This window comes from Neisseria sp. P0009.S010 (assembly GCF_051958545.1).
GTDB lineage: Bacteria > Pseudomonadota > Gammaproteobacteria > Burkholderiales > Neisseriaceae > Neisseria > Neisseria subflava_A.
On record NZ_JBQCVH010000003.1, the window covers coordinates 150,864 to 173,159 of the forward strand.

A 22,296-nucleotide genomic window follows, 5' to 3' on the forward strand; every position below is an offset into this window, starting at 1 on the left:
CCGTCTGAACGCAGTACATATAATGAAACACATTCTTTACTGGCTGGGTGGTTTTGCCGTCACCCTCGGCATATTCCAATACTACGAAACCCATCGCTATTCCGAAGACCAGCTCATCTATGCCCAACCGCCACAAAATCGTTCTGCCGTTGCCGATTTTGACGCTTTGGCGTATTTAAACTTCCTCCGCGCCTCAGCCAATCTGCCCGCACTGGCGCACTCAGCCACACTCGAACGTGCCGCGCGCAATCATGCCCGCTATCTGCTGCAAAACCCTGACGACGGACATGACGAACACAATACACACAATCCCTTTTATACAGGCCCACGCCCATCAGACCGCACGCGCAAAGCCGGTTATGCCTATAAAGGCGTGCACGAAAACGTCAGCACCGGCCAGCATCCGCCAAACGAAAAAATCAACAGCCATCTACCTGCCCAACATCAGCTGGATAATCTGATGACGGCGATTTACCACCGTCTCTCCTTACTCGATCAAAATATCGACGAGGCCGGAGCCGCATTTGAATCGCAAGGCAAACAAATCGCGCTGAGCATCAATCAGGGCGACAGCAGATTCAACAGCCTCTGCCAAAAAAACCGCCCCCTCTCCGACCTCAGCCGCTCGTTTTATCAAGATGCCTGTCATGGCCATTCCATTGTTTATGCGGATGAAATCTCCAACCGCAAATTCCGGCCTTACATCACCTATCCGCAAGGCAACTTCGCTTTACCGGTTTTCCATGGCGAACGTCCCGACCCTATGCCTCATTATGAAATGACCGGCAATCCGGTCAGCATCGCGTTCTCAGAACAATCGCCTCCGGTCAAAATGCGTTCGTTCAAACTGTATCAGGACACAAAAGAAATCAGAGACGTCAAAATATTAGATAAAGATAATGACCCAAACCGCCTCCTGACCGAACGTCAATTTGCGCTGTTTCCTTTGCAGCCATTGGAATACGACACCAACTACCGTGCCGTGTTCGAATACCGTCAAAACGGAAAAAACAGAACGGCCGAATGGACATTCAGCACGCAAAAACCCGATTATCCTTATTTCATCGTCAAAGGCGGCGAAACGCTGGCCATCGAATCCGGACAAAAATATTTTATCCATTGGCAGGATTTTTGGTGCTTGAAGCAATGCGAACGCTACAACTACCGCATGAACCGCGACACCCAACTCGACATCATCGAGCGGCAGGCCGGCGGCATCATTATCCGTGTCAACGGAAGCAAAGGCAGCAGCATCCGCTTAATGCCCGAAGGCGAAGACAGGCGCGCCATTACACTTTATTTATGGAAATAAAGCCGTTTTCAGACGGCATGAAGCACCAAAAAACTGATAAAATACCGCCTCACCACCCTACGGCAAGCTATCCAATATGACCAAACATCCGCAAACAGCAGCCAATACCCGCTATGCCTTTGCCAGCATTGCCGCCATGTTGGCCGCATTTTTACTGTTCGTTGCCGTGATGTTGCTGCCCTTAGGGCTGACGGCGGACACACAAGTGGGCCTGATACGGTTTTCACTCTACGCAATCGTGCTGTTTGCTGTACTTGGCGGTATTTTTTCTGTACGCGTTGCCTATTTGCGTAAAAAGAACGGAGCATGACATGACCCAAGCCGATAAAATTCCACAAGAAATCCGCCTCCAAAAAGAACGGCGCGTACTGACTTTGGTCTATGTTGACGGTGCCAAGAGCCTTCCTGCCGAATACCTGCGCGTGTACTCGCCCAGCGCGGAAGTGCGCGGACACGGCCCCGGTCAGGATGTTTTGCAAACAGGCAAAGCCGAAGTCAGCATTACCGATTTAGACCCCGTCGGTCAATACGCATTGAAAATTACTTTTTCAGACGGCCACGACAGCGGCCTTTACGATTGGGACTATCTCTACCGACTGGCGCACAATCAAGACGCGCTTTGGCAAGACTATCTCGACCGCCTCGAAAAAGCCGGCGCGTCCAGAATGCCAAGTGCAGAAGATTTAAAACACAAACACACACATTCCTGCGGTAGCGGCGGTTGCGGCGGAAAGGCCGTCTGAAAAAAGGCAAGACCGTAAGCTTGAATGACGGAAGGACCATTGACGGCAAAGCGTTCCTCTCCCCGCCCAAAAAAAGACGGGTAGTGGCTATCTTCGGCGATACCAAAGCCTGTCCGCGTGCAGCATGCTCCGTACAAAACGCAGACGTTTTGGTGCATAAAGCAACCTTTGCGACAGGCAATGAAGAGACAGCGGAACGAGTATTCCATTCGACCGTATCCGATGCCGCCAAGCTGGCCTTGCAAGCCAATGTGAAACAACTTTACCTGATCCACATCAGCGCACGTTATACCGAAGAAGAACAACGCCTGATGCTGGAGCGGCAGGCACAAACTATATTTCCCGCGTCGAAAGTGGTTGGCGATTTCGACGTATTCGATATCTGAATCCGTATTATTTTAAGAAGGCAGACACTATGAGCGACCACAAAACCCATTTCGGCTTCTCTACCGTTGACGAAGACGAAAAAGCAGGCAAAGTTGCCGAAGTCTTCCACTCCGTGGCAAAAAACTACGACATTATGAATGACGTAATGTCCGGCGGTCTGCACCGTGTTTGGAAACATTTCACCATCAATACCGCCCGCCTGAAAAAAGGCGACAAAGTATTGGACATCGCCGGCGGCACAGGCGATTTGTCCCGAGGCTGGGCAAAACGCGTGGGCAAAGAAGGCGAAGTTTGGCTGACAGACATCAATTCCTCCATGCTGACGGTCGGCCGCGACCGCCTGCTCAACGAAGGCATGATTCTGCCCGTATCGTTGGCAGACGCTGAAAAATTGCCGTTCCCCGACAACTATTTCAATCTGGTTTCCGTCGCATTCGGCCTGCGCAACATGACGCACAAAGATGCCGCGCTGAAAGAAATGTACCGCGTATTGAAACCGGGCGGCACCCTGCTGGTGTTGGAATTCTCAAAAGTGTACAAACCTTTGGAAGGCGTGTACGACCTCTACTCTTTCAAACTGTTGCCGATTATGGGCAAACTGATTGCCAAAGATGCCGACAGTTACCAATACCTTGCCGAGTCCATCCGTATGCACCCCGACCAAGAAACTTTGAAGCAAATGATGCTGGATGCAGGCTTCGACAGCGTGGATTACCACAACATGAGCGCAGGCATCGTTGCCCTGCATAAAGGCGTGAAATTCTAAGGCCGTCTGAAACAAACACAAAGGGCGTGATTGATAGACACGCCCTTTGTTTTTTTCAAACCTTATTCAAGCCAGTCTGACACAAACCAAAGGCCGCCTGAACAGCCGTAAAACGAAATCAAGGATTTCGGTTACACCATTCAGACGGCCTGAATATGATTCAAATCAGCTTATTTTCCTGCTTTCACGCTTTGCCATTGGCGGACCATAAATTTCAACGCCGCAGGTTGAATAGGCACCATGATAAAGCTGTTTTTCAAATCTTCATCAGTCGGGAAAATCGTATTGTCGTTTCTAAACTCTTCATCCATCAGCTCCTGAGCTGGTTTGCTGGACGGCGCATAAGTAACAAAATTGCCGTTTTTCGCCGCAACTTCAGGATCTAAGAAATCATTGATATACGCATGGGCATTGGCCACGTGTTTGGCATCTTTCGGAATCACAAACGAATCCACCCAAATTCCCACGCCTTCTTTCGGCATCATCACACGGATTTTTTCCTTGCCGCCCGCTTCTTCGGCACGACGTTTGGCAATGTTCAAATCGCCGCCAAAACCAATTGTTACGCAAGTATCGCCGCGCGCCAAATCATCGATAAAACCGGACGAGGTAAAACGCTTGATGTACGGACGGTTTTTCTTCAAGACTTCCGTAGCCGCCTTAATATCCACCGTTTCACTGCTGTTTGGATTTTTACCCATATAATTCAATACCATAGGATAAATCTCTGCCGCGCTGTCCAAATAGCTGATGCCGCATTGCTTGAGTTTGGACGTGTATTCGGGGTTAAACACCAAATCCCATTGATTGTCCGGCAGTTTGTCCGTACCCAAAGCCTTTTTCACACGCTCGGTATTGATGGCAAAAGTGTTAGTCCCCCAATAAAACGGAACGGCATATTCGTGGTTCGGATCAACGCCTTCCATCAGCTTCATCAACTGAGGATTCAAGTTTTTATAGTTGGGAATCAGGGATTTGTCGATTTTCTGATACGCACCTGCCTTAATCTGCCTACCGACAAACGCATTGGATGGACCCACGATGTCGTAACCCGACTTGCCGGTCAATACCTTGCTCTCCAGCGTTTCATCGCTGTCATATACATCATAAGTTACTGAGATACCGTGTTTTTTCTCAAACGCGGCAACCGTCTCGGGATCGACATATTCCGACCAGTTGTAAATGCTCAATACCTTTTGATTATCGGTTTGCGCCGCCTTGTCGGCAGAAGTTTTGTCCGAGCCGCCGCAGCCGGCCAATGCCAGCGCAGTCAGTACGATGAGGGGCAGATGTTTGGCCATTATCATTCCTTGCGTATCCGGTTGAAAAGAGAAAGGCATTATAAAGCAGGCAAGCCGGGGCGGATAGGCTTCATTGCTAAAAGATATCGACCCGCTTGAAGCCGTCTGAAAGACAGCTTGCCGCCAACTTAAAACCTTTCTGCCGATAGCTTGAAATATGGTTTTGCGGTAAGATAACGCCCATTCGTTTTTAATCGCAACGCGCCGTCCGGGCCGTCTGAAATCCTTGTAAAAAATTTATCGAGACATTATGAAAACCACCGAACTACGCCAAAAATTCCTGAAATTTTTCGAATCTAAAGGCCACACCATCGTCCGCTCCTCCTCGCTCGTGCCACACGACGACCCGACCCTGCTGTTTACCAACGCAGGCATGAACCAATTTAAAGACGTATTCCTCGGCTTTGACAAACGCCCCTACAACCGCGCCACTACCGCGCAAAAATGCGTACGCGCAGGCGGCAAACACAACGACTTGGAAAACGTCGGCTACACCGCCCGCCACCACACCTTCTTTGAAATGATGGGTAACTTCTCCTTCGGCGACTACTTCAAACGCGACGCGATCCACTTCGCTTGGGAATTCCTGACTTCTCCCGAATGGTTGAATATCCCTAAAGAAAAACTCTTGGCGACCGTTTACGCAGAAGACGACGAAGCCTACAACATTTGGTTGAACGAAATCGGCATGCCTGCCGAGCGCATCGTCCGTATCGGCGACAACAAAGGCGCGAAATACGCATCCGACAACTTCTGGCAAATGGGCGACACCGGCCCTTGCGGCCCTTGCTCCGAAATTTTCTACGACCACGGCGAAGAAATCTGGGGCGGCATTCCGGGCAGCCCTGAAGAAGACGGCGACCGCTGGATCGAAATTTGGAACTGCGTATTCATGCAGTTCAACCGCGACGAACAAGGCAATATGAATCCGCTGCCTAAACCATCCGTTGATACCGGCATGGGCTTGGAACGTATGGCCGCCGTCATGCAGCATGTCCACAGCAACTACGAAATCGACCTGTTCCAAGACCTGCTCAAAGCCGTTGCCCGCGAAACCGGCGCGCCGTTCAGCATGGAAGAACCAAGCCTGAAAGTCATCGCCGACCACATCCGCTCCTGCTCCTTCCTGATTGCAGACGGCGTGATGCCGTCCAACGAAGGCCGCGGCTATGTACTGCGTCGCATCGTCCGCCGCGCCGTACGCCACGGTTACAAACTCGGTCAGAAACAAGCGTTTTTCTACAAACTCGTGCCCGACTTGGTGAAAGTAATGGGTGATGCTTATCCTGAGTTGAAAGAGAAGCAGACGCAGATTATGGAAGCCCTGCGCGCGGAAGAGAGCCGTTTCGGCGAAACGCTGGAAAAAGGCATGGGCTTGTTCAATCAAGTGTTCAACGGCATGAAATTCTTGAAACTGGAAAGCCTGCTGCCGCAAGATGGTGCGGGCAAACCACTGGCATTGAAAACCGCAGAGGGTGTGGAATTCACCGCCGCCTCCCGTGCCGCTTCAGGCAAAAAGCAAATCGTTATCCGTCCCCAAGTTTCAGGTAGCCTGAACGAAGGCATGTATATCGATTTGCAGGCTGCTTTGGAAACCGCCCATATTCCCGACGCGGAAAAACCGTTTGCCGAAGCCTTAAATGCCTATTTGATGGACAACATCGCCAACAGCAAACTCGTTATCGGTGGTGAACACATCTTCAAACTCTACGACACCTACGGCTTCCCTTACGACCTGACTGCCGACATGGCGCGCGAATTGGGCATCGATTTGGATGAAGAAGGCTTCAACCGCGAAATGGATGCACAACGCGCACGCGCACGCGCCGCACAAAGCTTCAAAGCCAACGCCCAACTGCCTTACGAAGGTCAGGATACCGAGTTTAAAGGTTATAGCGAACGCCAAACCGAATCTAAAGTCCTCGCCCTCTACAAAAACGGCGAGCAAGTCAACGAATTGAACGAAGGCGACGAAGGTGCCGTCGTTATCGACTTTACCCCGTTCTACGCAGAATCCGGCGGCCAAGTTGGCGACGTCGGCTATATCTTTGCAGGCGAAAACCGCTTCGAAGTACGCGATACCCAAAAAATCAAAGCGGCCGTATTCGGTCAATTCGGCGTACAAACTTCAGGCCGTCTGAAAGTCGGCGACAGCGTTACCACCAAAGTGGATGACGAAATCCGCAATGCCAATATGCGCAACCACAGCGCCACCCACTTGATGCACAAAGCTCTGCGCGATGTATTGGGCGAACACGTTGAACAAAAAGGCTCTTTGGTTACCGCCGAATCCACCCGTTTCGACATTTCCCATCCTCAAGCAGTAACTGCCGAAGAAATCGCCGAAGTCGAACGCCGCGTCAACGAAGCCATTTTGGCCAACGTTGCCGTCAACGCCGCCATTATGAGCATGGAAGATGCCCAAAAAACTGGCGCCATGATGCTCTTCGGCGAAAAATACGGCGACGAAGTGCGCGTACTGCAAATGGGCGAGTTTTCAACCGAATTGTGCGGCGGTACACACGTTTCACGCACCGGCGACATCGGCCTCTTCAAAATCATCAGCGAAGGCGGTATTGCCGCAGGCGTACGCCGTATCGAAGCCATCACCGGTCTGAACGCACTCAAATGGGCGCAAGAACAAGAGCGTTTGGTTAAAGACATTATTGCCGAAACCAAAGCCCAAACTGAAAAAGACGTACTGGCGAAAATCCAAGCAGGCGCAGCACACGCCAAAGCATTGGAAAAAGAATTGGCACGCGCCAAAGCCGAACTCGCCGTCCACGCAGGCGCCAAACTCTTGGACGATGCTAAAGACTTGGGCTCAGCCAAACTCGTTGCCGCACAAATCGAAGCCGACGCAGCCGCCCTGCGCGAAATCGTGACCGATTTAACCGGCAAATCCGACAACGCCGTGATTCTTTTAGCGGCAGTAAACGACGGCAAAGTCTCCCTGTGCGCCGGCGTATCGAAACCGCTGACTGCCAAAGTCAAAGCAGGCGATCTGGTTAAATTTGCAGCCGAACAAGTCGGCGGCAAAGGCGGCGGCCGTCCTGACTTGGCGCAGGCAGGCGGTACGGATGCTGCGAAACTGCCTGAAATGCTGGGAAGCGTGGAAGGTTGGGTGAACAGTAAACTTGTTTTTGACAATGAGTGATATGTAGATAAAGGAGGTCGTCTAAAAAACTCTCACACGACCTCCTTTTAAAAATCTAATTTCATTTAAGTTTTAGTGAAAAACATTAGAAAACTAGATGGGCAAATTATTCTATATTTGGTTTTAAGTTAAACAATAATCTCAGCAAAGGATATTATTATGGCATATAATACTGAATCAACAAAGAAAAAAATTATATCATATTTAAATAAGAACTCTTTAAAATATAAATACGATGAAGAAGTTAATGGTTTTTTATTAGGTTTTTCCATCGAAGAACAGCAGGATATGAGATTCATGCAAGTAATCTCTATTCAAGAAGGTGGTGATTTTATACAATTTTTTTCTGTTTTAAAGTTAAATCCAATTTGTAATGACATTCAAGAAACCTTGCTTAAGGAAAATTTAACAAAAAAGTTAATTAAATGGACTATACTTCAAGAAGAAAAGACTGCTATTTGCTTTGTTGATATATTTATTGATGAAGAAGAAGAGATTTCACATAGAAAAATTGAGCGCGCACTGGCAGCCATACAGGAAAGTATTGCTTCCTTAAAAAATGAATTTTTATCTGAATAATGGTACTCAATAATGTCTAATGAAAATAAAACTGAATCTATACCTAAAAATAATAAAATTTGGAATGTTGTTTGGAATATTTCTTGGATGACGATCATATTTTCATTATGCATAAGTCCAATAATTTTTATATACTTCAACAATACACAAAGCAATAAAAATTATCTAGAGGAAATTTCATCCAAGAATATGATATATACTTGTAAGAGTAAAAGTGAATGTCAAGTTATACAACAAAAAATCCAGCAAATTAGGTATGAAATTCAAAAGGAATATATAGAAAATATACAAATAAAAATAGATAACCAAGATAAAATAATTAACTCCCTAACATTTTCAGTTTCTTTATACGCAGTATTAATAACTGTAATTTCTATATTTTTCTCATTGAGAGAGTCACAAAGAATTGATAAAGCATTAGATGAAATTGATGAATTTAAAGAAAAATCAACTGAAATAATTAATGAAGCATTAGATGAAATTGATGAACTTAAAGAAAAATTAACTGAAAAACTCAGTAACGATTTTAAACAAAAACTTGAAGAATTAAAAAATGATTTTGAAGGTAAATATAATAATTTAGTAAGAACTATAAATCTACCTAACAGAAATAATGAAGAATTGACTAAGAATCTTGCCGTTAGAAATACAGATAAAAGTATCGACATTGACAATAATGTATTACAAAATGAAACAAATGAAAATAGTACAAATAAAAATGAATTGAATTTTAAAGCTATCAACAAGCATAGCAAGTTGTAGCTTTGCATTTCCACTAATCGCGTGCGTTGCCATGTCACATACCCTACCTGCTAGCGACGCAAACCTTAAGATTGAGGTGTAGGGTGTGTGTGGTACGCACGCACGCGGTTTTTGTTGCTACCGAATGATTTCAAACCATGCCGTAATTCAGTCGGCAGCAAACGCAGCTTGGGTCATGTACCCAACGGAACTGAATATCAAAGGCCGTCTGAAAAATAATTTTCAGACGGCCCCTCTCTATCGAAAGCAGCCTGCACTTTCAAAAATCGAAATGCAGGCTGCTTTTTGTGATGATTAGAAAAAACGCACACTATTTTTATACTGTATATTGTGCAGGCACACGGCGAAACAAACTACCCAAAGGAATCCCCATGTTTAAGACGCTCAAAAGCATTTGGCAGGGACTTACGCAAAAAGGCAAAATCTTCCCGCATCAGCTTGCATTCACGCTACTAATTCCTTTGCGCAACTGGGCGCTTTCGCCGCAACAAATCGTGTAACGGCTGTACCTTGCGCCGCACCACCGCATTTTGGAAGTGGGCTGCGGGGCGGGTTATTTCAGCCCGACACTGGCGCAGCAAGCTGTAGCCCGCACCCCTGTCAACCGCGTGCGTAGCTAGACCACACACCCTACCACTGCGGGCGACGCAAACCTTAAGATTGAGGTGTAGGGTGTGTGCGGTACGCACGCACGCGGTTTTTGTTGCTACCGAATGATTTCAAATCATGCCGTAATCCAGTCGGCAGCAAACGCAGCTTGGGTCATGACCCAACAAAACTTAATATCAAAGGCCGTCTGAAAAATAATTTTCAGACGGCCTTTCTGTTTTCATTTCAAGCTGATTAATCCTTAAATTTAAGCTTTTTATTCAATCATCTAACATCAATCTTTCTCAACCGTAAAAAACAGTGCTTCCTGTTTCAAAGCATTACCGTCTGCATCGGTCAATGCTGCTTCTGCTGCGGAAAACTTGATAACGGCGAGGCTGAGGCTGCCTTGTTCAGTCAGTGCCGCATTGAGGATAACGCCTGCTTCTTCCTCGCCGATTTTGACGGCAATACCGGCAGCTTCCAAAGAATCGCCGCTTAATACGGCCAGGCCGCGTTTGACTTGGCCTCGGTATTGGGCGCGGGCGATGATTTCTTGGCCGGGGTAGCAGCCTTTACGGAAATGGACGGCGCCGATGATGTGTTGGTTGAGCATTTGGGCAACGGCCGCTTCTTTGGTTGCGGCGCAAATCCACGGATAGCCGCTGCGTATTTCGTGCAGGTTCCATGCGTTTTCGGCTTCTGCTTGATATTCTGCTGCGTTTTCGGCTGCTGAAATTTTCAGACGGCCTGTGTGCGGCAAGGCGATTTCTACGGTGTTTGCTTGAATTTGGGCCGGGAAAGACAGTTGCGGTTCGGCAGCAGGATGTGGTGCTGCATTGTCTGCCAACTCGCCGCTGACTGCTAAATCAGGCATCAACTCGAAGACGACTTTTGCACGCAAAACAAACATTCTCAGGCGTTTGACGATGGCTTCGGTCAAATCTTGCGCCATGACCAACAGTAAATCTTCTCCGCGATTGACGACCAGCATATTCGCCAACACACGGCCCTTAGGCGTATTGTATGTGGCGTAACATGCCTGACCGGAAGCTAAATTATTAATATCGTTGGATAATTGGCCATGAAGAAATGAAGCTCTGTCTTCACCGCTGACACGGACAACGCCGAAAAAAGGCAGGCGGGTTTGCATAATCGACTCCTTAAATAGTAGATGCTGAATTATCGCCCAAATTGCCACTTACTATCAAATAAATAAATTCAGGCCGTCTGAATGTTTCAGACGGCCTGTTGTTTGGGTTCAAACAATCAAAATTATTTGATGCTGACTTTGCGGATAATCACGGCTTCGGTTGGAACGTCTTGGTGGAAGCCGCGTGTCGCTGTTTTTACTTTGCTGATTTTGCGGACGACGTCCATGCCGGAAGTAACTTTACCGAAAACGGCATAGCCGTAGCCTTGAGGAGTTTTGCTTTTGAAATTCAAAAAGTCGTTGTCGGCTGTATTGATAAAGAACTGGCTGGTTGCTGAATTCGGATCGCCGGTACGCGCCATGGCGATGGTGCCGACGTTATTTTTCAAGCCGTTGTATGCTTCATTGGTGATGGCTTTATCAGTGGATTTTTGAACCATTTTCTCGGTAAATCCGCCGCCTTGAATCATAAAATTGTCGATAACGCGGTGGAAAATCGTGTTGTCGTAAAAACCTTTTTTGGCGTAATTGACAAAGTTTGCCACGGTTTTTGGCGCTTTGACTTCATCCAGCTCCAGTTGGATGTTGCCCATATTGGTTTCAATCACGGCATGGGTAACCGCTTGAGCTTGCACGGAAAGTGAGAGTGCGAGGGCGCACAGGGTCAGTTTGATGGATTTTTTCATATGTCTTCTCGAATGATGTATTGTGAAAATGGAATATTAACCTTGTTTCGCGTGAAATCCATAAAAAACATGTAAGATTTTTCAAGCGAAAAACATAAGGCAATCAAATCAGGCCGTCTGAAAAGGGATAAAACAAATTCTTGCTCTTTATCATTCCCTTTCAGACGGCCTGCTATTACGGTCAAACCGAAATCAGATTAGAAATCCAATTCCGCTTTCAGCCAATAAGTGCGCGGCATACCGACAACTGCGAAGCTGCGGTCGTATTGGCCGCGCTGTACCTGCCAGTAGTTTTTGTTGAACAGGTTTTCTACCGAGCTGCTGACGGTCAGGGTGTTTTTACCCAGCTTGGTTTTGTAGCGCGCGCCTACGTCAACCAAGGTATAGGATGGGAAGGCGTATTGCTTTTGAGTGTCTTGGTAAGACTTGCCGAAGTACGAAACGTTGCCGTTCAAGGTCAAGCCTTTGGCAAACGGGGTGTCCCATTCCACGCCCGCTTTGGCAATCATGCGCGGGTTGGCGACTTGCACGCCGTTAACAAGATTGTCGGCGAAATTCGGGTAATCTTTTACGGTCGATTGCAGATACATCAAACCAAAGCTCGGACGCAGGGTTTTGTTCAACAAATTGGCATAGGTATTGAACTCGATACCGCGGCTGCGTTCCATGCCTTGCTCGGAACCGCTATAAGCCAAGCCTGCATTTTTGCGCATTGCGAAGTCAGTACCTGAAGTCGTATTACCGCGCCAGTAACCCGGACGTTTGATTTGGAATGCGTTCAGCGTCGTTACGAAATCGCCCCAGTTTTTGCGTACGCCGACTTCAAACTGACGGCTGACGCGCGGATCTGCCATCGTTACATGACCGTCATCATCGGTACGGATGTCGGACGGCTCCAAATCTTCCATATAGTTGCCGTAAACCACCAAGTCAGGCTGCGGAACCCATGCCGCCATCAACATTGGGCTGAAACGGCTCGCATCTGCTTTGCGGCCGTTTAATTTGTTTTTCTGCTCGACGGCTTGGAAACGTCCGCCCAAAGTGAGGCGGTATTTGTTGTCGACAAAACCCAGCGTGTCAGATACCGCCAAACTATTTACTTTGATCACGGTATCCACTGAAGGCGTTGCACTCCATGCCGTTCCTAAGTTGGAATCCAATTTTGCCAATTGAGTTGGAATATCAAGGCTCGGATCGATAACGCTGCTTCGTGTTTGACGTGCGCCTTGATAAGTGGTGCGTTTGCGGTCGATACGGTCAAATGCGGCACTCCAGTTGTGACTTACCGGACCGGTTTCAAATTCGCCACGTGCAGTCAGATTCATACTGAGCGTTTTGAAACGCTGGTCGGTCAAACGTGCGCGACCTGAATTGTAGGTCAAACCGCTGCTCGTAACGGTCGGAGAGGCGAAATTACCATAATAGCGCGCATTGTTGTAGCCGATACCGCCTGTAATTTGGGCATTTTCAAACGCATCCCATTCGAAGGTCAGCATATTGGTCTGACCGCGCGTGTTTTGAGCCTGCCAGCTCGGCGCCAGATTCACTTTGCCTTCAGGCGCGTCAAACAAGCGGCCGCTGGCGTTTTGAATATCCTGCATACGCGCGCGGCCGCCGTTGGTTTTGCGTTTCGCGTAGATGGAATCGAACGCCACGCGTAGTTTTTCGCCGCGGTAGTCGGCATTTAAGGCAAATTCTTTGTTGTCTTCGCTGTAACCGTGGCGCGGGGTGTCGCCGTGGCGCAGTTTGCCGTTGGCACGCACGCCGAATTCTTTGTTTTCGCCGAAACGTTGACCCAAGTCGAATGTGCCTTGGGCGCGGTTGTTGCTGAACCAGCCCAAGCCGATTTTGCGGTTGCCTTCATCGGCGGCTTTTTTGGTTTCGATATTGACGGAACCGGATACCGCGCCTTCAGGGTCCATGCCGTTTACGGCGGTGGACGCGCCTTTAATCAGTTGTGCGGAGCCGACTTGCACGCTAGCTGTGCCTTGCGTGCCGTACATACCTGCCAAACCGTTGACGCTGAATTGGCGCGCATCAAGCTGATAACCGCGGAAATACAGGCCGGTCAGCGTGTTGCTTTCTCCGCCAAACTGCCAAACGGAAGCGTCTTTTTTTGCTACGGCATCCACCAAAGTACGCGCTTCGGTGTTGTTAAGGGCTTGTTCGTCGTAGTTGACGACGGTAATCGGCGCGGTAAAGGCATTAGCTTTGCCCAATACGCCCAAATTTACGCGGTCGCGCAAGTCGCCGTCGCTGGCGATGGAGTAAGAGCGGGCGGCTTTGACGCGTTTGGCGTCGGCGCGGACATGGACTTCCTGCAACTGCTGTTGCACGGGGGCTTCGGGCGTCGCTTCATCGGCGGCATAAGAAAATGCGCTCATAATCAAAAGCGGCATCAGGGCTAATTTGCTGTTCATAAATTCCTTCTGTCTTTGAGGTGGGTTATTTTTGTTGCAATAAGCGTTAAAAATCACAAAGTAATTTTGCTGCGGAATTATATTTGATAACATTCTGCTTTTCTATAAAAAGTGATGATAACTATTTGTAAAAATAAAAATACAACATCAATCAAAACTTTTTCTATCGTAATTGTAAATTATTTTATTAAGCGGAGAATCAGGGTTTCAGACGACCCCTGCCCGCTGCCTGCCTCAAGAGACAACGCACATGCAAAAATGGCAAATCGAGCTTTATTCCACGCCGTCTTGGCTGTTACAAACCTTATTGATGGTCGCCGCCGCCTCGGCGGTGATTCTGTTTTTGGCACGCGAAACGCGCTTCGGGCGGGAGTTTGCCTATATCCTGCGGCTGTGCCTGACGCCGAAAAGCGCGGTCAAAGTCTTGCTGCTGATTACGGCGATGATTGTGCTGCTGCTGACCGAAGTGCGGCTGAATGTATTGAGTACCTTTATGTCCAAAGGGCTTTACGACTCGATGCAGGATTTGAACGCCTCCGCGTTTTGGATGTTTGCAGCGATGAACGCCGGCGTGGTGTTGGTACGGGCGTTTAACAACGTCGTCAACGACTTTCTCGATCAAGGCTTGGCGATTAAATGGTCGGAGCGGCTGAATGAAGTGCTGACAACGCGCTGGCTTGCCGACAAAAACTACTACCGCCTGCAAATGCGCCGCCATGCGCCGGACAACATCGACCAGCGTATCCAACAAGACGCGCAGGATTTCATCGCCTCGACCATAGAATTTGTGCGCGGCATGGTCAATTCGGTCGTTACCTCGCTGGAATTTGCCGTTGTTTTGTGGGGCTTGGCGGGCATCCTGACCGTGTTCGGCTTCGACATTCCGCACGGCATCGTTTGGTTTGTCTATATGTTTGTGATTTTGGCGACCTTTATCGCCATGTGGATAGGCAACCCGTTGATTCGTTACAACTATGAAAACGAAAAGCTCAACGGCGACTACCGTTACTCCCTCATCCGCGTGCGCGACCACGCCGAAAGCGTGGCGTTTTATAGCGGCGAAAAACACGAACACGACCAGCTTTCCGACCGCTTTAAAGCCATTATCCGCAACCGTTGGCGCATTGCGCGACAAAGCGTCTGCCTGAGCGGCTTTAACGATATGTTCACCAACGGCATCAAACTCTTCCCCATTATTTTACAAGCCCCGCGCCTGTTTGCCGGACAAATCAAAATCGGCGACATCCAGCAGACCGTCCAAGCCTTCGCACGACTGCAAAACGCGCTGTCTTTCTTTCGAATGTTCTACAACAAATTCACCGCCTACCGCGCCCGACTGGAACGTCTGTACGGCTTTTTGCTGAGTACGGAAGAAAAACACACCGCACGACAACCCGACCTTACCGAAGTTTCAGACGGCCTGATCTTGGAAAACGTTGCCCTATACCGCCACAACGGCGAAGTTTTATTAGACGGCATCAACATCAACCTCAAAAGCGGCAATTCCCTACTGATACGCGGCCCGAGCGGTTGCGGCAAAACTTCGTTGCTGCGCGCGCTGGCAGGGCTTTGGCCTTTCGGCAGCAGCGGTAAAGTCAGCCATCCGCCGCATCAAGACATCCTCTTCCTGCCGCAACGCCCATACACGGCACAAGGCAGCCTGCGCGATGCGATTTGTTACCCCGACATCGACAAACAACATCCGGAACTGATCGAAGCCATGAACACCTGCCGATTAGGTTATCTGGTTGATAAATTAGACAAATCTGATGACTGGCAACACAAACTCTCCCCGGGTGAACTACAACGCGTCGCCTTCGTCCGCGCCCTGCTCTCGCAGCCCAAAGTCATCCTGCTCGACGAAGCCACCGCCGCCTTGGACGAACCGACCGAAGCCATGCTCTACCGTGCCTTAAAGCAAAAACTACCCGACAGCATCATCATCAGCATCGGCCACCGCAGCACGCTCAATGAATTCCATGATTTATGCCTCGATGTCGGTCATGTACAATGCTGAATTAATGGCATAGCAAAGGCCGTCTGAAACAGTGAAAAACGAAATCAAACGATTTTGTCATCGCCGTTTCAGACGGCCTTTTCAAACGCTATGGCATGTTTATTTGCTATACTCTGCATTGTGTTAACGTCGTCTAAAAAATATTTATGAAAACCCTGGCCCTCATTCCACATTACAACCACCCGACCACCATCAGCCACGTTGCCCAAACCATGCGCGGCTTCGGTTTAAACGTTTTAATTGTGGACGACGGTTCACGCGAAGAATGCAAACCTGTATTGCAGGCTTTGGTTTCAGAAGGCATTGATGTCCTTTACCGTCCCATCAACGGCGGCAAAGGCGCAGCGGTCAAAACCGGTTTGGAATACGCTGAAGAACATGGCTATACCCACGTTTTGCAGGTTGATGCAGACAGCCAGCATTGCTTAAGCGACACACCCAAACTCCTCGCCGCAGCAGAACAAAATCCCGAAGCCGTTGTTTGCGGCTGGCCGCAATACGGTAATGACGCGCCCAAAGCACGACTTTACGGACGCAAAATTACCGACTTTTGGAATATGCTGCACACTTGGTCATGCGACATCAAAGACGGCATGTGCGGCTTCCGCCTCTATCCGCTTACACCCGCGCTATCCGTTGTCCGCGAAGAAACTGTAGGCGACCGCATGGACTTCGATACAGAAATCCTTATCCGCCTCTACTGGCGCGATGTCAAACCGGTTTGGATTAAAACGCCCGTCCAATACGCCGCCGACGGCGTGTCCCACTTCGATGCCTTTGCCGACAATGTCCGCATCAGCAAAATGCACACACGGCTGTTTTTCGGTATGTTGAAACACCGATTGGGTAAAGTTTTCGGAAAGGCCGTCTGAAACCATGACCGACAATAAACAAACCCATTGGGCGGCGCAGCCCGAACGCGGCAACCGCCTGTTTCTCGCTCTGACCACATTGATGGTGCGCTATCTGCCGGCTTTTTTCATGAGGCCGTGCATTTGGTTTGTGGTGCTGTATTTTTATGCAACCGCGCCCAAACCGCGCCGTCATGTCTTACGCTATCAAACCCGTCTTCAGATGGCCTTTCCCCATACTGTCCTGCCGAAACACAGCGTATTCAAACAATTCGTCGCATTTGGCGAAGCGGTTTGCGACCGTTTTGCCGTGTGGCAACGCAAAATCCGTTATGAAGATTTGGTAATTGAAGACCCGGACGACATCTATTCGCAAGTCAAGCGCAACGAACGCGGCCAGATTTTTGCCTGCTCACACTTGGGCAATACCGAAGTTTGCCGTGCGCTGGTGTCACACCATAAAAATTTCAGACTCAACGTATTGGTGCACAGCAAACACGCGCAGGCATTTAACGAGGCATTGCAAAAAGCCGGTGCAGATCATATCCGTCTGATTCAGGTGACAGATTTGGACACCACCCTGATGATGGAATTAAACCACCGTATCGAAAACGGCGAATGGATTGCCATCGCGGCCGACCGCGTGCCTGTACGCGGTGAGAAAACCGCCGACATTAATTTCTTAGGCCACACTGCCCCTATGCCGCAAGGCGCATGGCTATTGGCTTCGCTTTTAAAAACACAGGTAAACACGCTGTTTTGCGTCAAACAAAACGGCCGCTATCATTTGAAACTGCGCCGCTTTACCGACACTTCCAGCTGGAAACGCGGCAACCGCGAGGCTGCCGTCAAAGACGCGATGCAGCGTTTTGCCGACATTTTGGCGCAAGAATGTGCGCAAAATCCGCTACAATGGTTCAATTTTTATGATTTTTGGGGCGAAGACGCCGTCTGAAACCATCACACTCACTCTTTTAAACCATGAAAAAACACATCTACTGCCAACACAGCTTTGAAACCGAAGTTCCTTTTTTTGACGTAGATGCCATGCACATCGTGTGGCACGGCAACTATGTCAAATACCTTGAAACCGCACGTTGTGCTTTTTTGTCTTCCATCGGTTACGACTACAACGAGATGGGACGGCAGGGGTACAGCTGGCCGATTGTGCAGATGAACCTCAAATACATCCGCCCTGCCCGTTTCGGCCAAAAGATCCGCGTTGATATGGACATCGTCGAGATCGAAAGCTGCCTGCGTATCGATTACACCATTTACGATGCCGAAACCAACGAAAAAATGACCCGCGCTTCGACTACCCAAGCCGCAGTATCGCTTTCAGACGGCCTGATGCAGTTTCAAACGCCGGACAGCTGGTTGGAAGCAGTAAAAAGACATCCGACATTTAAGGCCGTCTGAAAAATTTAGCGATTAAACAACATATTGCCTGCTTATCAGCATTACCCTTTATAATTTTACGTTTCCGTTTCAGACGGCCTTTATCCTCAATCCACGCACACACTTATGCTACTGAACCTCAACCGCTTTGCCTTTCCTGTTTTCTTAAAAGAAACCCGTCTGCTTACTGCCCTCGCCCTGCCTATGCTGTTGGCGCAAGTGGCGCAAGTGGGTATTGGTTTTGTCGATACGGTAATGGCTGGTGGCGCAGGTAAGGAAGATTTGGCCGCGGTGGCTTTGGGCAGCAGCGCATTTTCCACGATTTACATTACCTTTATGGGCGTGATGGCGGCGTTGAACCCGATGATTGCCCAGTTGTACGGCGCAGGTAAAACCGAAGAAGTCGGCAAAACAGGAATGCAGGGCATTTGGTTTGGCTTGTGTTTGGGCGTATTCGGCATGCTGTTGATGTGGGCGATGATTACGCCGTTCCGTCATTGGCTGACATTGAACGATTATGTCGAGGACACGATGGCGCAATATATGTTCTTTACCAGCTTGGCAATGCCTGCCGCCATGATACACCGCGCCCTGCACGCTTATGCCTCCAGCTTGAACCGTCCGCGCGTGATTATGTTGGTCAGCTTCGCGGCATTTGTATTGAATGTGCCGCTGAACTATGTGTTTGTTTACGGCAAATTCGGTATGCCTGCTTTGGGCGGCGCAGGTTGCGGCGTGGCAACGGCGGCGGTATTTTGGTTCAGCGCATTGGCTTTGTGGCTTTATATCGCCAAAGAAAAATTCTTCCGTCCGTTTGGCTTGACAGCAAAAATCGGCAAACCCGATTTGGCGGCCTTTAAACAGATTTGGAAAATCGGCGCACCCATCGGCTTGTCTTATTTTCTAGAAGCCAGCGCGTTTTCGTTTATCGTCTTTTTGGTGGCGCCATTCGGCGAAGATTATGTCGCCGCGCAACAAGTCGTCATCAGCCTGTCGGGCATTTTGTATATGGTTCCGCAAAGCGTCGGCTCTGCAAGCACGGTACGCGTTGGCTTTTCGCTCGGACGGCGCGATTTTTTGCGGGCGCGTTATATTTCAGGCGTGTCGCTGGTGCTGGGCTGGGTACTTGCCACCTGTACCGCGCTGCTCTTGGTCATCTTTCGCTTTCAGTTGGCCGGTATGTACACCAACGATGCGGCAGTATTAGGCATTGCCGCGACCGTTTTATTTTTTGCCTCCCTATTCCAACTGGCAGATGCTACCCAATGTATCGCTTCATATGCGCTGCGCGGCTATAAAGTGACCAAAATGCCGATGTTCATCCATGCCGTGGCTTTCTGGGGTTGCGGCCTGCTGCCCGGCTACCTGCTTGCCTATCATGTCGATATGGGCATTTACGGCTTCTGGACCGCGCTGACCGTTTCCCTGACGATTGCCGCCATCGCATTGGTATGGTGCCTGGAGCTTTGCAGTAAAGAGATGGTCAGATCGCATAAGGTCGTCTGAAATTTCTTTCAGACGACCTCCATTGATATTTCATTTACGGCTTATTCACTTTTAAGGGAAAAATGTTTTCAACTTCCATTATAGAAAAACTTGCTTACTATGTTTATTGCTTGATTGATCCTAGAGACGGCAATATTTTCTATGTAGGAAAAGGCATAGGCAATCGCGTTTTCCATCATGCCCTAGGTTCATTACAAGAAACAGAAACGCCAAGTGATAAAATTGCCTTGATTAGGGAAATACATCAAAGTGGAAACCAACCCGTGTATTACATTCTGCGGCACAACATCCAAACAGACAAACAGGCTTTTGAATATGAAGCGATGGCAATAGACCTACTCTCCTTAGTCAAACCGAGCCAGCAGCCGCTGACTAATATTCAAGGCGGCACACATTCTTCTGAAGTAGGATTGATGAGCTTATCCGAATTAAAACGAAAATATGATGCGCAAGAATTGAAAACTGATAAACCTATTGTTTTAATTACGATTAATAACGAATACGAGAAACTGAAAAAAGACATTAGATCTGGGAATATTCCTGAAGCCAATAGGGATAAGGAAATTTACGAACGCACACGGAAATATTGGAAAATCGGAAGCCGACGTGAAAAAGCAAAATATGCAGTTGCAGTCTATCGCGGCTGGACATTGGCAGTGTATGAAATCGAAAGATGGATTTCTGCCGACGATATTATTCAAGGTCGTTGGATGTTTGAAGGCAAGCCGTTACCAGAAGGCTCCGACATTTATGAAGAAATCGTGAATAAGCTGACCTATTCTTCCCAAGAAAATTATAAAGCGCCCCAAAACCCCATTACCTATCGTAATTGTTAAATAGTAAGTTTTCAGACGACCTGAATCCACAAAATCACAAATCATCATGCAACCCATCCAATACCAAACCGACCTCACCCCCTACAACACTTTCGGCCTTCGCGCCCAAGCCCAAGCATTTGTTGCACTCAAACATGCCGACGAGTTGCGCGACATCGTCCGGCTGCCCGAGTTCAACCGAAATACTGTTTTATGGCTCGGCGGCGGCAGCAATATCCTTTTGATGGAGGACTATGCCGGTCTGGTTGTGCATATGGAAAACAAGGGAATACGCGAAATTGAGCGTTCAGACGGCCTGGTTTATATCGAGGCTCAGGCTGGGGAAATTTGGCATGATTTTGTTTTGCACACGGTTGGGCTGGGTTTAAGCGGGCTGGAAAACCTCAGTCTGATTCCGGGCACGGTCGGCGCGTCTCCGGTACAAAATATCGGTGCATATGGTGTTGAAGCGAAAGATGTTATCCATAGCGTACGCTGCTTTGATTTGGATACGGACACCTTTGTCGAACTTTCCAATGCCGACTGTGACTTTGCCTATCGTGAAAGCCTATTCAAACAGGAAGGCAAAGGCCGTTATGTGATTGTTTCGGTTGTATTCGCGTTAAAAGAGCATTTTGTGCCGAACTTGGGCTATGGCGATTTGGCGGCAGCGGTTGCCGAACTAAGCCAAGACCGCGAGGCAACGGCTAAAGATGTTTCCGATGCAGTGTGTGCAATCCGCAACAGTAAACTACCTAATCCTAACGTGCTTGGTAATGTCGGAAGTTTCTTTAAAAACCCTGTTGTCAGCGCTGAAAAAGCTGCCGATTTGTTGCAGCAATACCCCAATATGCCACGCTATCCGCAGCCTGACGGTTCGGTCAAACTCGCGGCCGGCTGGCTGATTGACCAATGCCGTCTGAAAGACCATCAGATCGGCGGTGCGGCTGTGCATGACAGACAGGCTTTGGTTTTGGTAAATAAAAACAATGCATCCGCGCAAGATGTCCACCAGCTAGCACAATATGTTTGTAATACAGTATTTACTCAATTTCAGGTAGAATTACACGCAGAACCCAACTGGCTGCCGACTTCATACAGCCTATAAAACAAAGGAGTGTATTCCATGCCGCGCATTGCTAAAGTCAACACTTACACACGAATCATCAATGCCAGCCTTGCCTTGTTCAACGAAGAAGGCGAGCGCAATATTAGCACCAACCATATTGCCGCCCACTTAGGCATCAGCCCGGGCAACCTCTACTACCATTTCCGCAACAAAGACGAAATCATCGTCCAATTGTTCAAACGTTACAGCGAGGCCCTGCTTGTCTACCTTAACGAAGCTGTGTTGCCGTCTAATGTTGAAGACTCCATCAACTACATGGCCGGTATTTATGATGTGATGTGGGAATACCGTTTCCTTTTCAGCGATGTGAATACCCTGCTTGCCCGCAGTGCCGAATTATTGGGCGAGCACAATACCTTTACCCAAGCCAAAGTGTCCCCGCTGTTGGTCAACCTGCTGACCCAGCTCAACGGTCTGAACATCATCAGCGCAGACCAAACCGCGATGAACGACCTTGCCGTCAATATGTGGATGGTGACGAAATACTGGTTTGACTTCGACAGCTCCCTGCGCGGCCGCGCCAAGTTGACCGAAGATTCCAAAGTACGGGGCATCAGCCGCACACTCAGCCTGTTGCGCCCTTACCTCCTGCCGGAACACCGCGCTGAATTCGACCAAAAAATCGGCAGCAACCATTAATTTTTCCATACAAAGGCCGTCTGAAAACGTGGCTTTAACCAAGTTAAAGCGATTTTCAGGCGGCCTGTTAATTTTCGGATGCTTTAT

20 protein-coding genes and 1 pseudogene are annotated in these 22,296 nt (G+C 48.8%); 17 read left to right on the forward strand and 4 right to left on the reverse strand.

The window, feature by feature from the left end:
• Positions 1–22: 22 nt before the first annotated feature.
• From ACTHSN_RS04210 to ubiE, 5 genes are all read left to right on the forward strand, one after another.
• On the forward strand, positions 23–1,312 hold the full coding sequence (locus tag ACTHSN_RS04210) for a CAP domain-containing protein (protein WP_440365100.1): 1,290 nt from the start codon (positions 23–25) through the stop codon (positions 1,310–1,312).
• A 76-nt stretch (positions 1,313–1,388) separates the two neighbouring features.
• On the forward strand, positions 1,389–1,622 hold the full coding sequence (locus ACTHSN_RS04215) for a hypothetical protein (protein WP_003746394.1): 234 nt from the start codon (positions 1,389–1,391) through the stop codon (positions 1,620–1,622).
• Position 1,623: 1 nt separating this feature from the next.
• On the forward strand, positions 1,624–2,055 hold the full coding sequence (locus ACTHSN_RS04220) for a gamma-butyrobetaine hydroxylase-like domain-containing protein (RefSeq protein WP_070615267.1): 432 nt from the start codon (positions 1,624–1,626) through the stop codon (positions 2,053–2,055).
• A 20-nt stretch (positions 2,056–2,075) separates the two neighbouring features.
• Entirely contained in the window at positions 2,076–2,441 is a 366-nt protein-coding gene (locus ACTHSN_RS04225; RefSeq protein ID WP_440365101.1) for an MBL fold metallo-hydrolase, read from the forward strand.
• A 29-nt stretch (positions 2,442–2,470) separates the two neighbouring features.
• Positions 2,471–3,208 carry a bifunctional demethylmenaquinone methyltransferase/2-methoxy-6-polyprenyl-1,4-benzoquinol methylase UbiE gene (ubiE, locus tag ACTHSN_RS04230; protein ID WP_004519946.1) on the forward strand — a complete coding sequence of 246 codons (738 nt, stop codon included), beginning with the start codon at positions 2,471–2,473 and terminating at the stop codon, positions 3,206–3,208.
• 170 nt (positions 3,209–3,378) lie between these two features.
• Here ubiE and ACTHSN_RS04235 read toward each other — a convergent pair whose 3' ends face one another.
• A complete protein-coding gene (locus tag ACTHSN_RS04235; protein WP_049322171.1) occupies positions 3,379–4,509 on the reverse strand; it encodes a polyamine ABC transporter substrate-binding protein in 1,131 nt (376 codons plus the stop codon).
• A 250-nt stretch (positions 4,510–4,759) separates the two neighbouring features.
• On the opposite strand from ACTHSN_RS04235, the gene alaS reads away from it, so the two are divergent.
• The 4 genes and pseudogenes from alaS to ACTHSN_RS04255 all read left to right on the forward strand — a co-directional run.
• Entirely contained in the window at positions 4,760–7,666 is a 2,907-nt protein-coding gene (alaS, locus tag ACTHSN_RS04240) for an alanine--tRNA ligase (protein WP_440365102.1), read from the forward strand.
• A 159-nt stretch (positions 7,667–7,825) separates the two neighbouring features.
• Positions 7,826–8,245 carry a hypothetical protein gene (locus ACTHSN_RS04245; protein WP_070695655.1) on the forward strand — a complete coding sequence of 140 codons (420 nt, stop codon included), beginning with the start codon at positions 7,826–7,828 and terminating at the stop codon, positions 8,243–8,245.
• Between the two features lie 12 nt (positions 8,246–8,257).
• Positions 8,258–9,007 (forward strand): hypothetical protein, encoded by a 750-nt coding sequence (locus ACTHSN_RS04250; RefSeq protein WP_440365103.1) that lies wholly within the window; start codon positions 8,258–8,260, stop codon positions 9,005–9,007.
• A gap of 371 nt (positions 9,008–9,378) precedes the next feature.
• A pseudogene (locus ACTHSN_RS04255) lies at positions 9,379–9,585 on the forward strand (class I SAM-dependent methyltransferase); the annotation flags it as partial.
• 305 nt (positions 9,586–9,890) lie between these two features.
• Here the strand turns inward: ACTHSN_RS04255 and ygfZ are convergent.
• From ygfZ to ACTHSN_RS04270, 3 genes are all read right to left on the reverse strand, one after another.
• Positions 9,891–10,748, reverse strand: coding sequence for a CAF17-like 4Fe-4S cluster assembly/insertion protein YgfZ (gene ygfZ / locus ACTHSN_RS04260; RefSeq protein WP_070695657.1), 858 nt, complete (start codon positions 10,746–10,748; stop codon positions 9,891–9,893).
• A gap of 122 nt (positions 10,749–10,870) precedes the next feature.
• On the reverse strand, positions 10,871–11,434 hold the full coding sequence (locus ACTHSN_RS04265; RefSeq protein ID WP_070585669.1) for a peptidylprolyl isomerase: 564 nt from the start codon (positions 11,432–11,434) through the stop codon (positions 10,871–10,873).
• A 197-nt stretch (positions 11,435–11,631) separates the two neighbouring features.
• Positions 11,632–13,854 (reverse strand): TonB-dependent receptor, encoded by a 2,223-nt coding sequence (locus tag ACTHSN_RS04270; RefSeq protein WP_440365104.1) that lies wholly within the window; start codon positions 13,852–13,854, stop codon positions 11,632–11,634.
• A gap of 250 nt (positions 13,855–14,104) precedes the next feature.
• On the opposite strand from ACTHSN_RS04270, the gene ACTHSN_RS04275 reads away from it, so the two are divergent.
• The 8 genes from ACTHSN_RS04275 (at position 14,105) to ACTHSN_RS04310 (ending at position 22,209) form a co-directional block, all read left to right on the forward strand.
• Entirely contained in the window at positions 14,105–15,871 is a 1,767-nt protein-coding gene (locus tag ACTHSN_RS04275) for an ABC transporter ATP-binding protein/permease (protein ID WP_440365105.1), read from the forward strand.
• 146 nt (positions 15,872–16,017) lie between these two features.
• On the forward strand, positions 16,018–16,743 hold the full coding sequence (locus ACTHSN_RS04280) for a glycosyltransferase family 2 protein (RefSeq protein ID WP_107696908.1): 726 nt from the start codon (positions 16,018–16,020) through the stop codon (positions 16,741–16,743).
• A 4-nt stretch (positions 16,744–16,747) separates the two neighbouring features.
• Positions 16,748–17,677 carry an LpxL/LpxP family acyltransferase gene (locus ACTHSN_RS04285; protein ID WP_107696909.1) on the forward strand — a complete coding sequence of 310 codons (930 nt, stop codon included), beginning with the start codon at positions 16,748–16,750 and terminating at the stop codon, positions 17,675–17,677.
• Positions 17,678–17,703: 26 nt separating this feature from the next.
• A complete protein-coding gene (locus tag ACTHSN_RS04290; protein WP_107696910.1) occupies positions 17,704–18,141 on the forward strand; it encodes an acyl-CoA thioesterase in 438 nt (145 codons plus the stop codon).
• Between the two features lie 105 nt (positions 18,142–18,246).
• The gene (locus ACTHSN_RS04295) at positions 18,247–19,626 is read left to right on the forward strand and encodes an MATE family efflux transporter (protein WP_107696911.1); all 1,380 of its coding nucleotides are present in this window, start codon (positions 18,247–18,249) and stop codon (positions 19,624–19,626) included.
• A gap of 62 nt (positions 19,627–19,688) precedes the next feature.
• Positions 19,689–20,462 carry an LEM-3-like GIY-YIG domain-containing protein gene (locus ACTHSN_RS04300; RefSeq protein ID WP_107791825.1) on the forward strand — a complete coding sequence of 258 codons (774 nt, stop codon included), beginning with the start codon at positions 19,689–19,691 and terminating at the stop codon, positions 20,460–20,462.
• A gap of 46 nt (positions 20,463–20,508) precedes the next feature.
• A complete protein-coding gene (gene murB / locus ACTHSN_RS04305) occupies positions 20,509–21,549 on the forward strand; it encodes a UDP-N-acetylmuramate dehydrogenase (protein WP_107810900.1) in 1,041 nt (346 codons plus the stop codon).
• Between the two features lie 18 nt (positions 21,550–21,567).
• Positions 21,568–22,209, forward strand: a complete 642-nt coding sequence (locus ACTHSN_RS04310) for a TetR/AcrR family transcriptional regulator (RefSeq protein ID WP_004519965.1) — start codon at positions 21,568–21,570, stop codon at positions 22,207–22,209.
• Positions 22,210–22,296 lie beyond the last annotated feature (87 nt).

Bases quoted from the DNA above. Each gene is read 5' to 3' on its own strand.
- ACTHSN_RS04310 (WP_004519965.1), top strand. From the start codon at position 21,568: ATGCCGCGCATTGCTAAAGTCAACACTTACACACGAATCATCAATGCC.
- ACTHSN_RS04215 (WP_003746394.1), top strand. From the start codon at position 1,389: ATGACCAAACATCCGCAAACAGCAGCCAATACCCGCTATGCCTTTGCC.
- ACTHSN_RS04285 (WP_107696909.1), top strand. From the start codon at position 16,748: ATGACCGACAATAAACAAACCCATTGGGCGGCGCAGCCCGAACGCGGC.
- ygfZ (WP_070695657.1), bottom strand. From the start codon at position 10,748: ATGCAAACCCGCCTGCCTTTTTTCGGCGTTGTCCGTGTCAGCGGTGAA.
- ACTHSN_RS04270 (WP_440365104.1), bottom strand. From the start codon at position 13,854: ATGAACAGCAAATTAGCCCTGATGCCGCTTTTGATTATGAGCGCATTT.
- ACTHSN_RS04250 (WP_440365103.1), top strand. From the start codon at position 8,258: ATGTCTAATGAAAATAAAACTGAATCTATACCTAAAAATAATAAAATT.
- alaS (WP_440365102.1), top strand. From the start codon at position 4,760: ATGAAAACCACCGAACTACGCCAAAAATTCCTGAAATTTTTCGAATCT.
- ACTHSN_RS04220 (WP_070615267.1), top strand. From the start codon at position 1,624: ATGACCCAAGCCGATAAAATTCCACAAGAAATCCGCCTCCAAAAAGAA.
- ACTHSN_RS04300 (WP_107791825.1), top strand. From the start codon at position 19,689: ATGTTTTCAACTTCCATTATAGAAAAACTTGCTTACTATGTTTATTGC.
- ACTHSN_RS04245 (WP_070695655.1), top strand. From the start codon at position 7,826: ATGGCATATAATACTGAATCAACAAAGAAAAAAATTATATCATATTTA.
- ACTHSN_RS04290 (WP_107696910.1), top strand. From the start codon at position 17,704: ATGAAAAAACACATCTACTGCCAACACAGCTTTGAAACCGAAGTTCCT.
- murB (WP_107810900.1), top strand. From the start codon at position 20,509: ATGCAACCCATCCAATACCAAACCGACCTCACCCCCTACAACACTTTC.
- ACTHSN_RS04275 (WP_440365105.1), top strand. From the start codon at position 14,105: ATGCAAAAATGGCAAATCGAGCTTTATTCCACGCCGTCTTGGCTGTTA.
- ACTHSN_RS04265 (WP_070585669.1), bottom strand. From the start codon at position 11,434: ATGAAAAAATCCATCAAACTGACCCTGTGCGCCCTCGCACTCTCACTT.
- ACTHSN_RS04280 (WP_107696908.1), top strand. From the start codon at position 16,018: ATGAAAACCCTGGCCCTCATTCCACATTACAACCACCCGACCACCATC.
- ACTHSN_RS04235 (WP_049322171.1), bottom strand. From the start codon at position 4,509: ATGGCCAAACATCTGCCCCTCATCGTACTGACTGCGCTGGCATTGGCC.
- ACTHSN_RS04210 (WP_440365100.1), top strand. From the start codon at position 23: ATGAAACACATTCTTTACTGGCTGGGTGGTTTTGCCGTCACCCTCGGC.
- ubiE (WP_004519946.1), top strand. From the start codon at position 2,471: ATGAGCGACCACAAAACCCATTTCGGCTTCTCTACCGTTGACGAAGAC.
- ACTHSN_RS04295 (WP_107696911.1), top strand. From the start codon at position 18,247: ATGCTACTGAACCTCAACCGCTTTGCCTTTCCTGTTTTCTTAAAAGAA.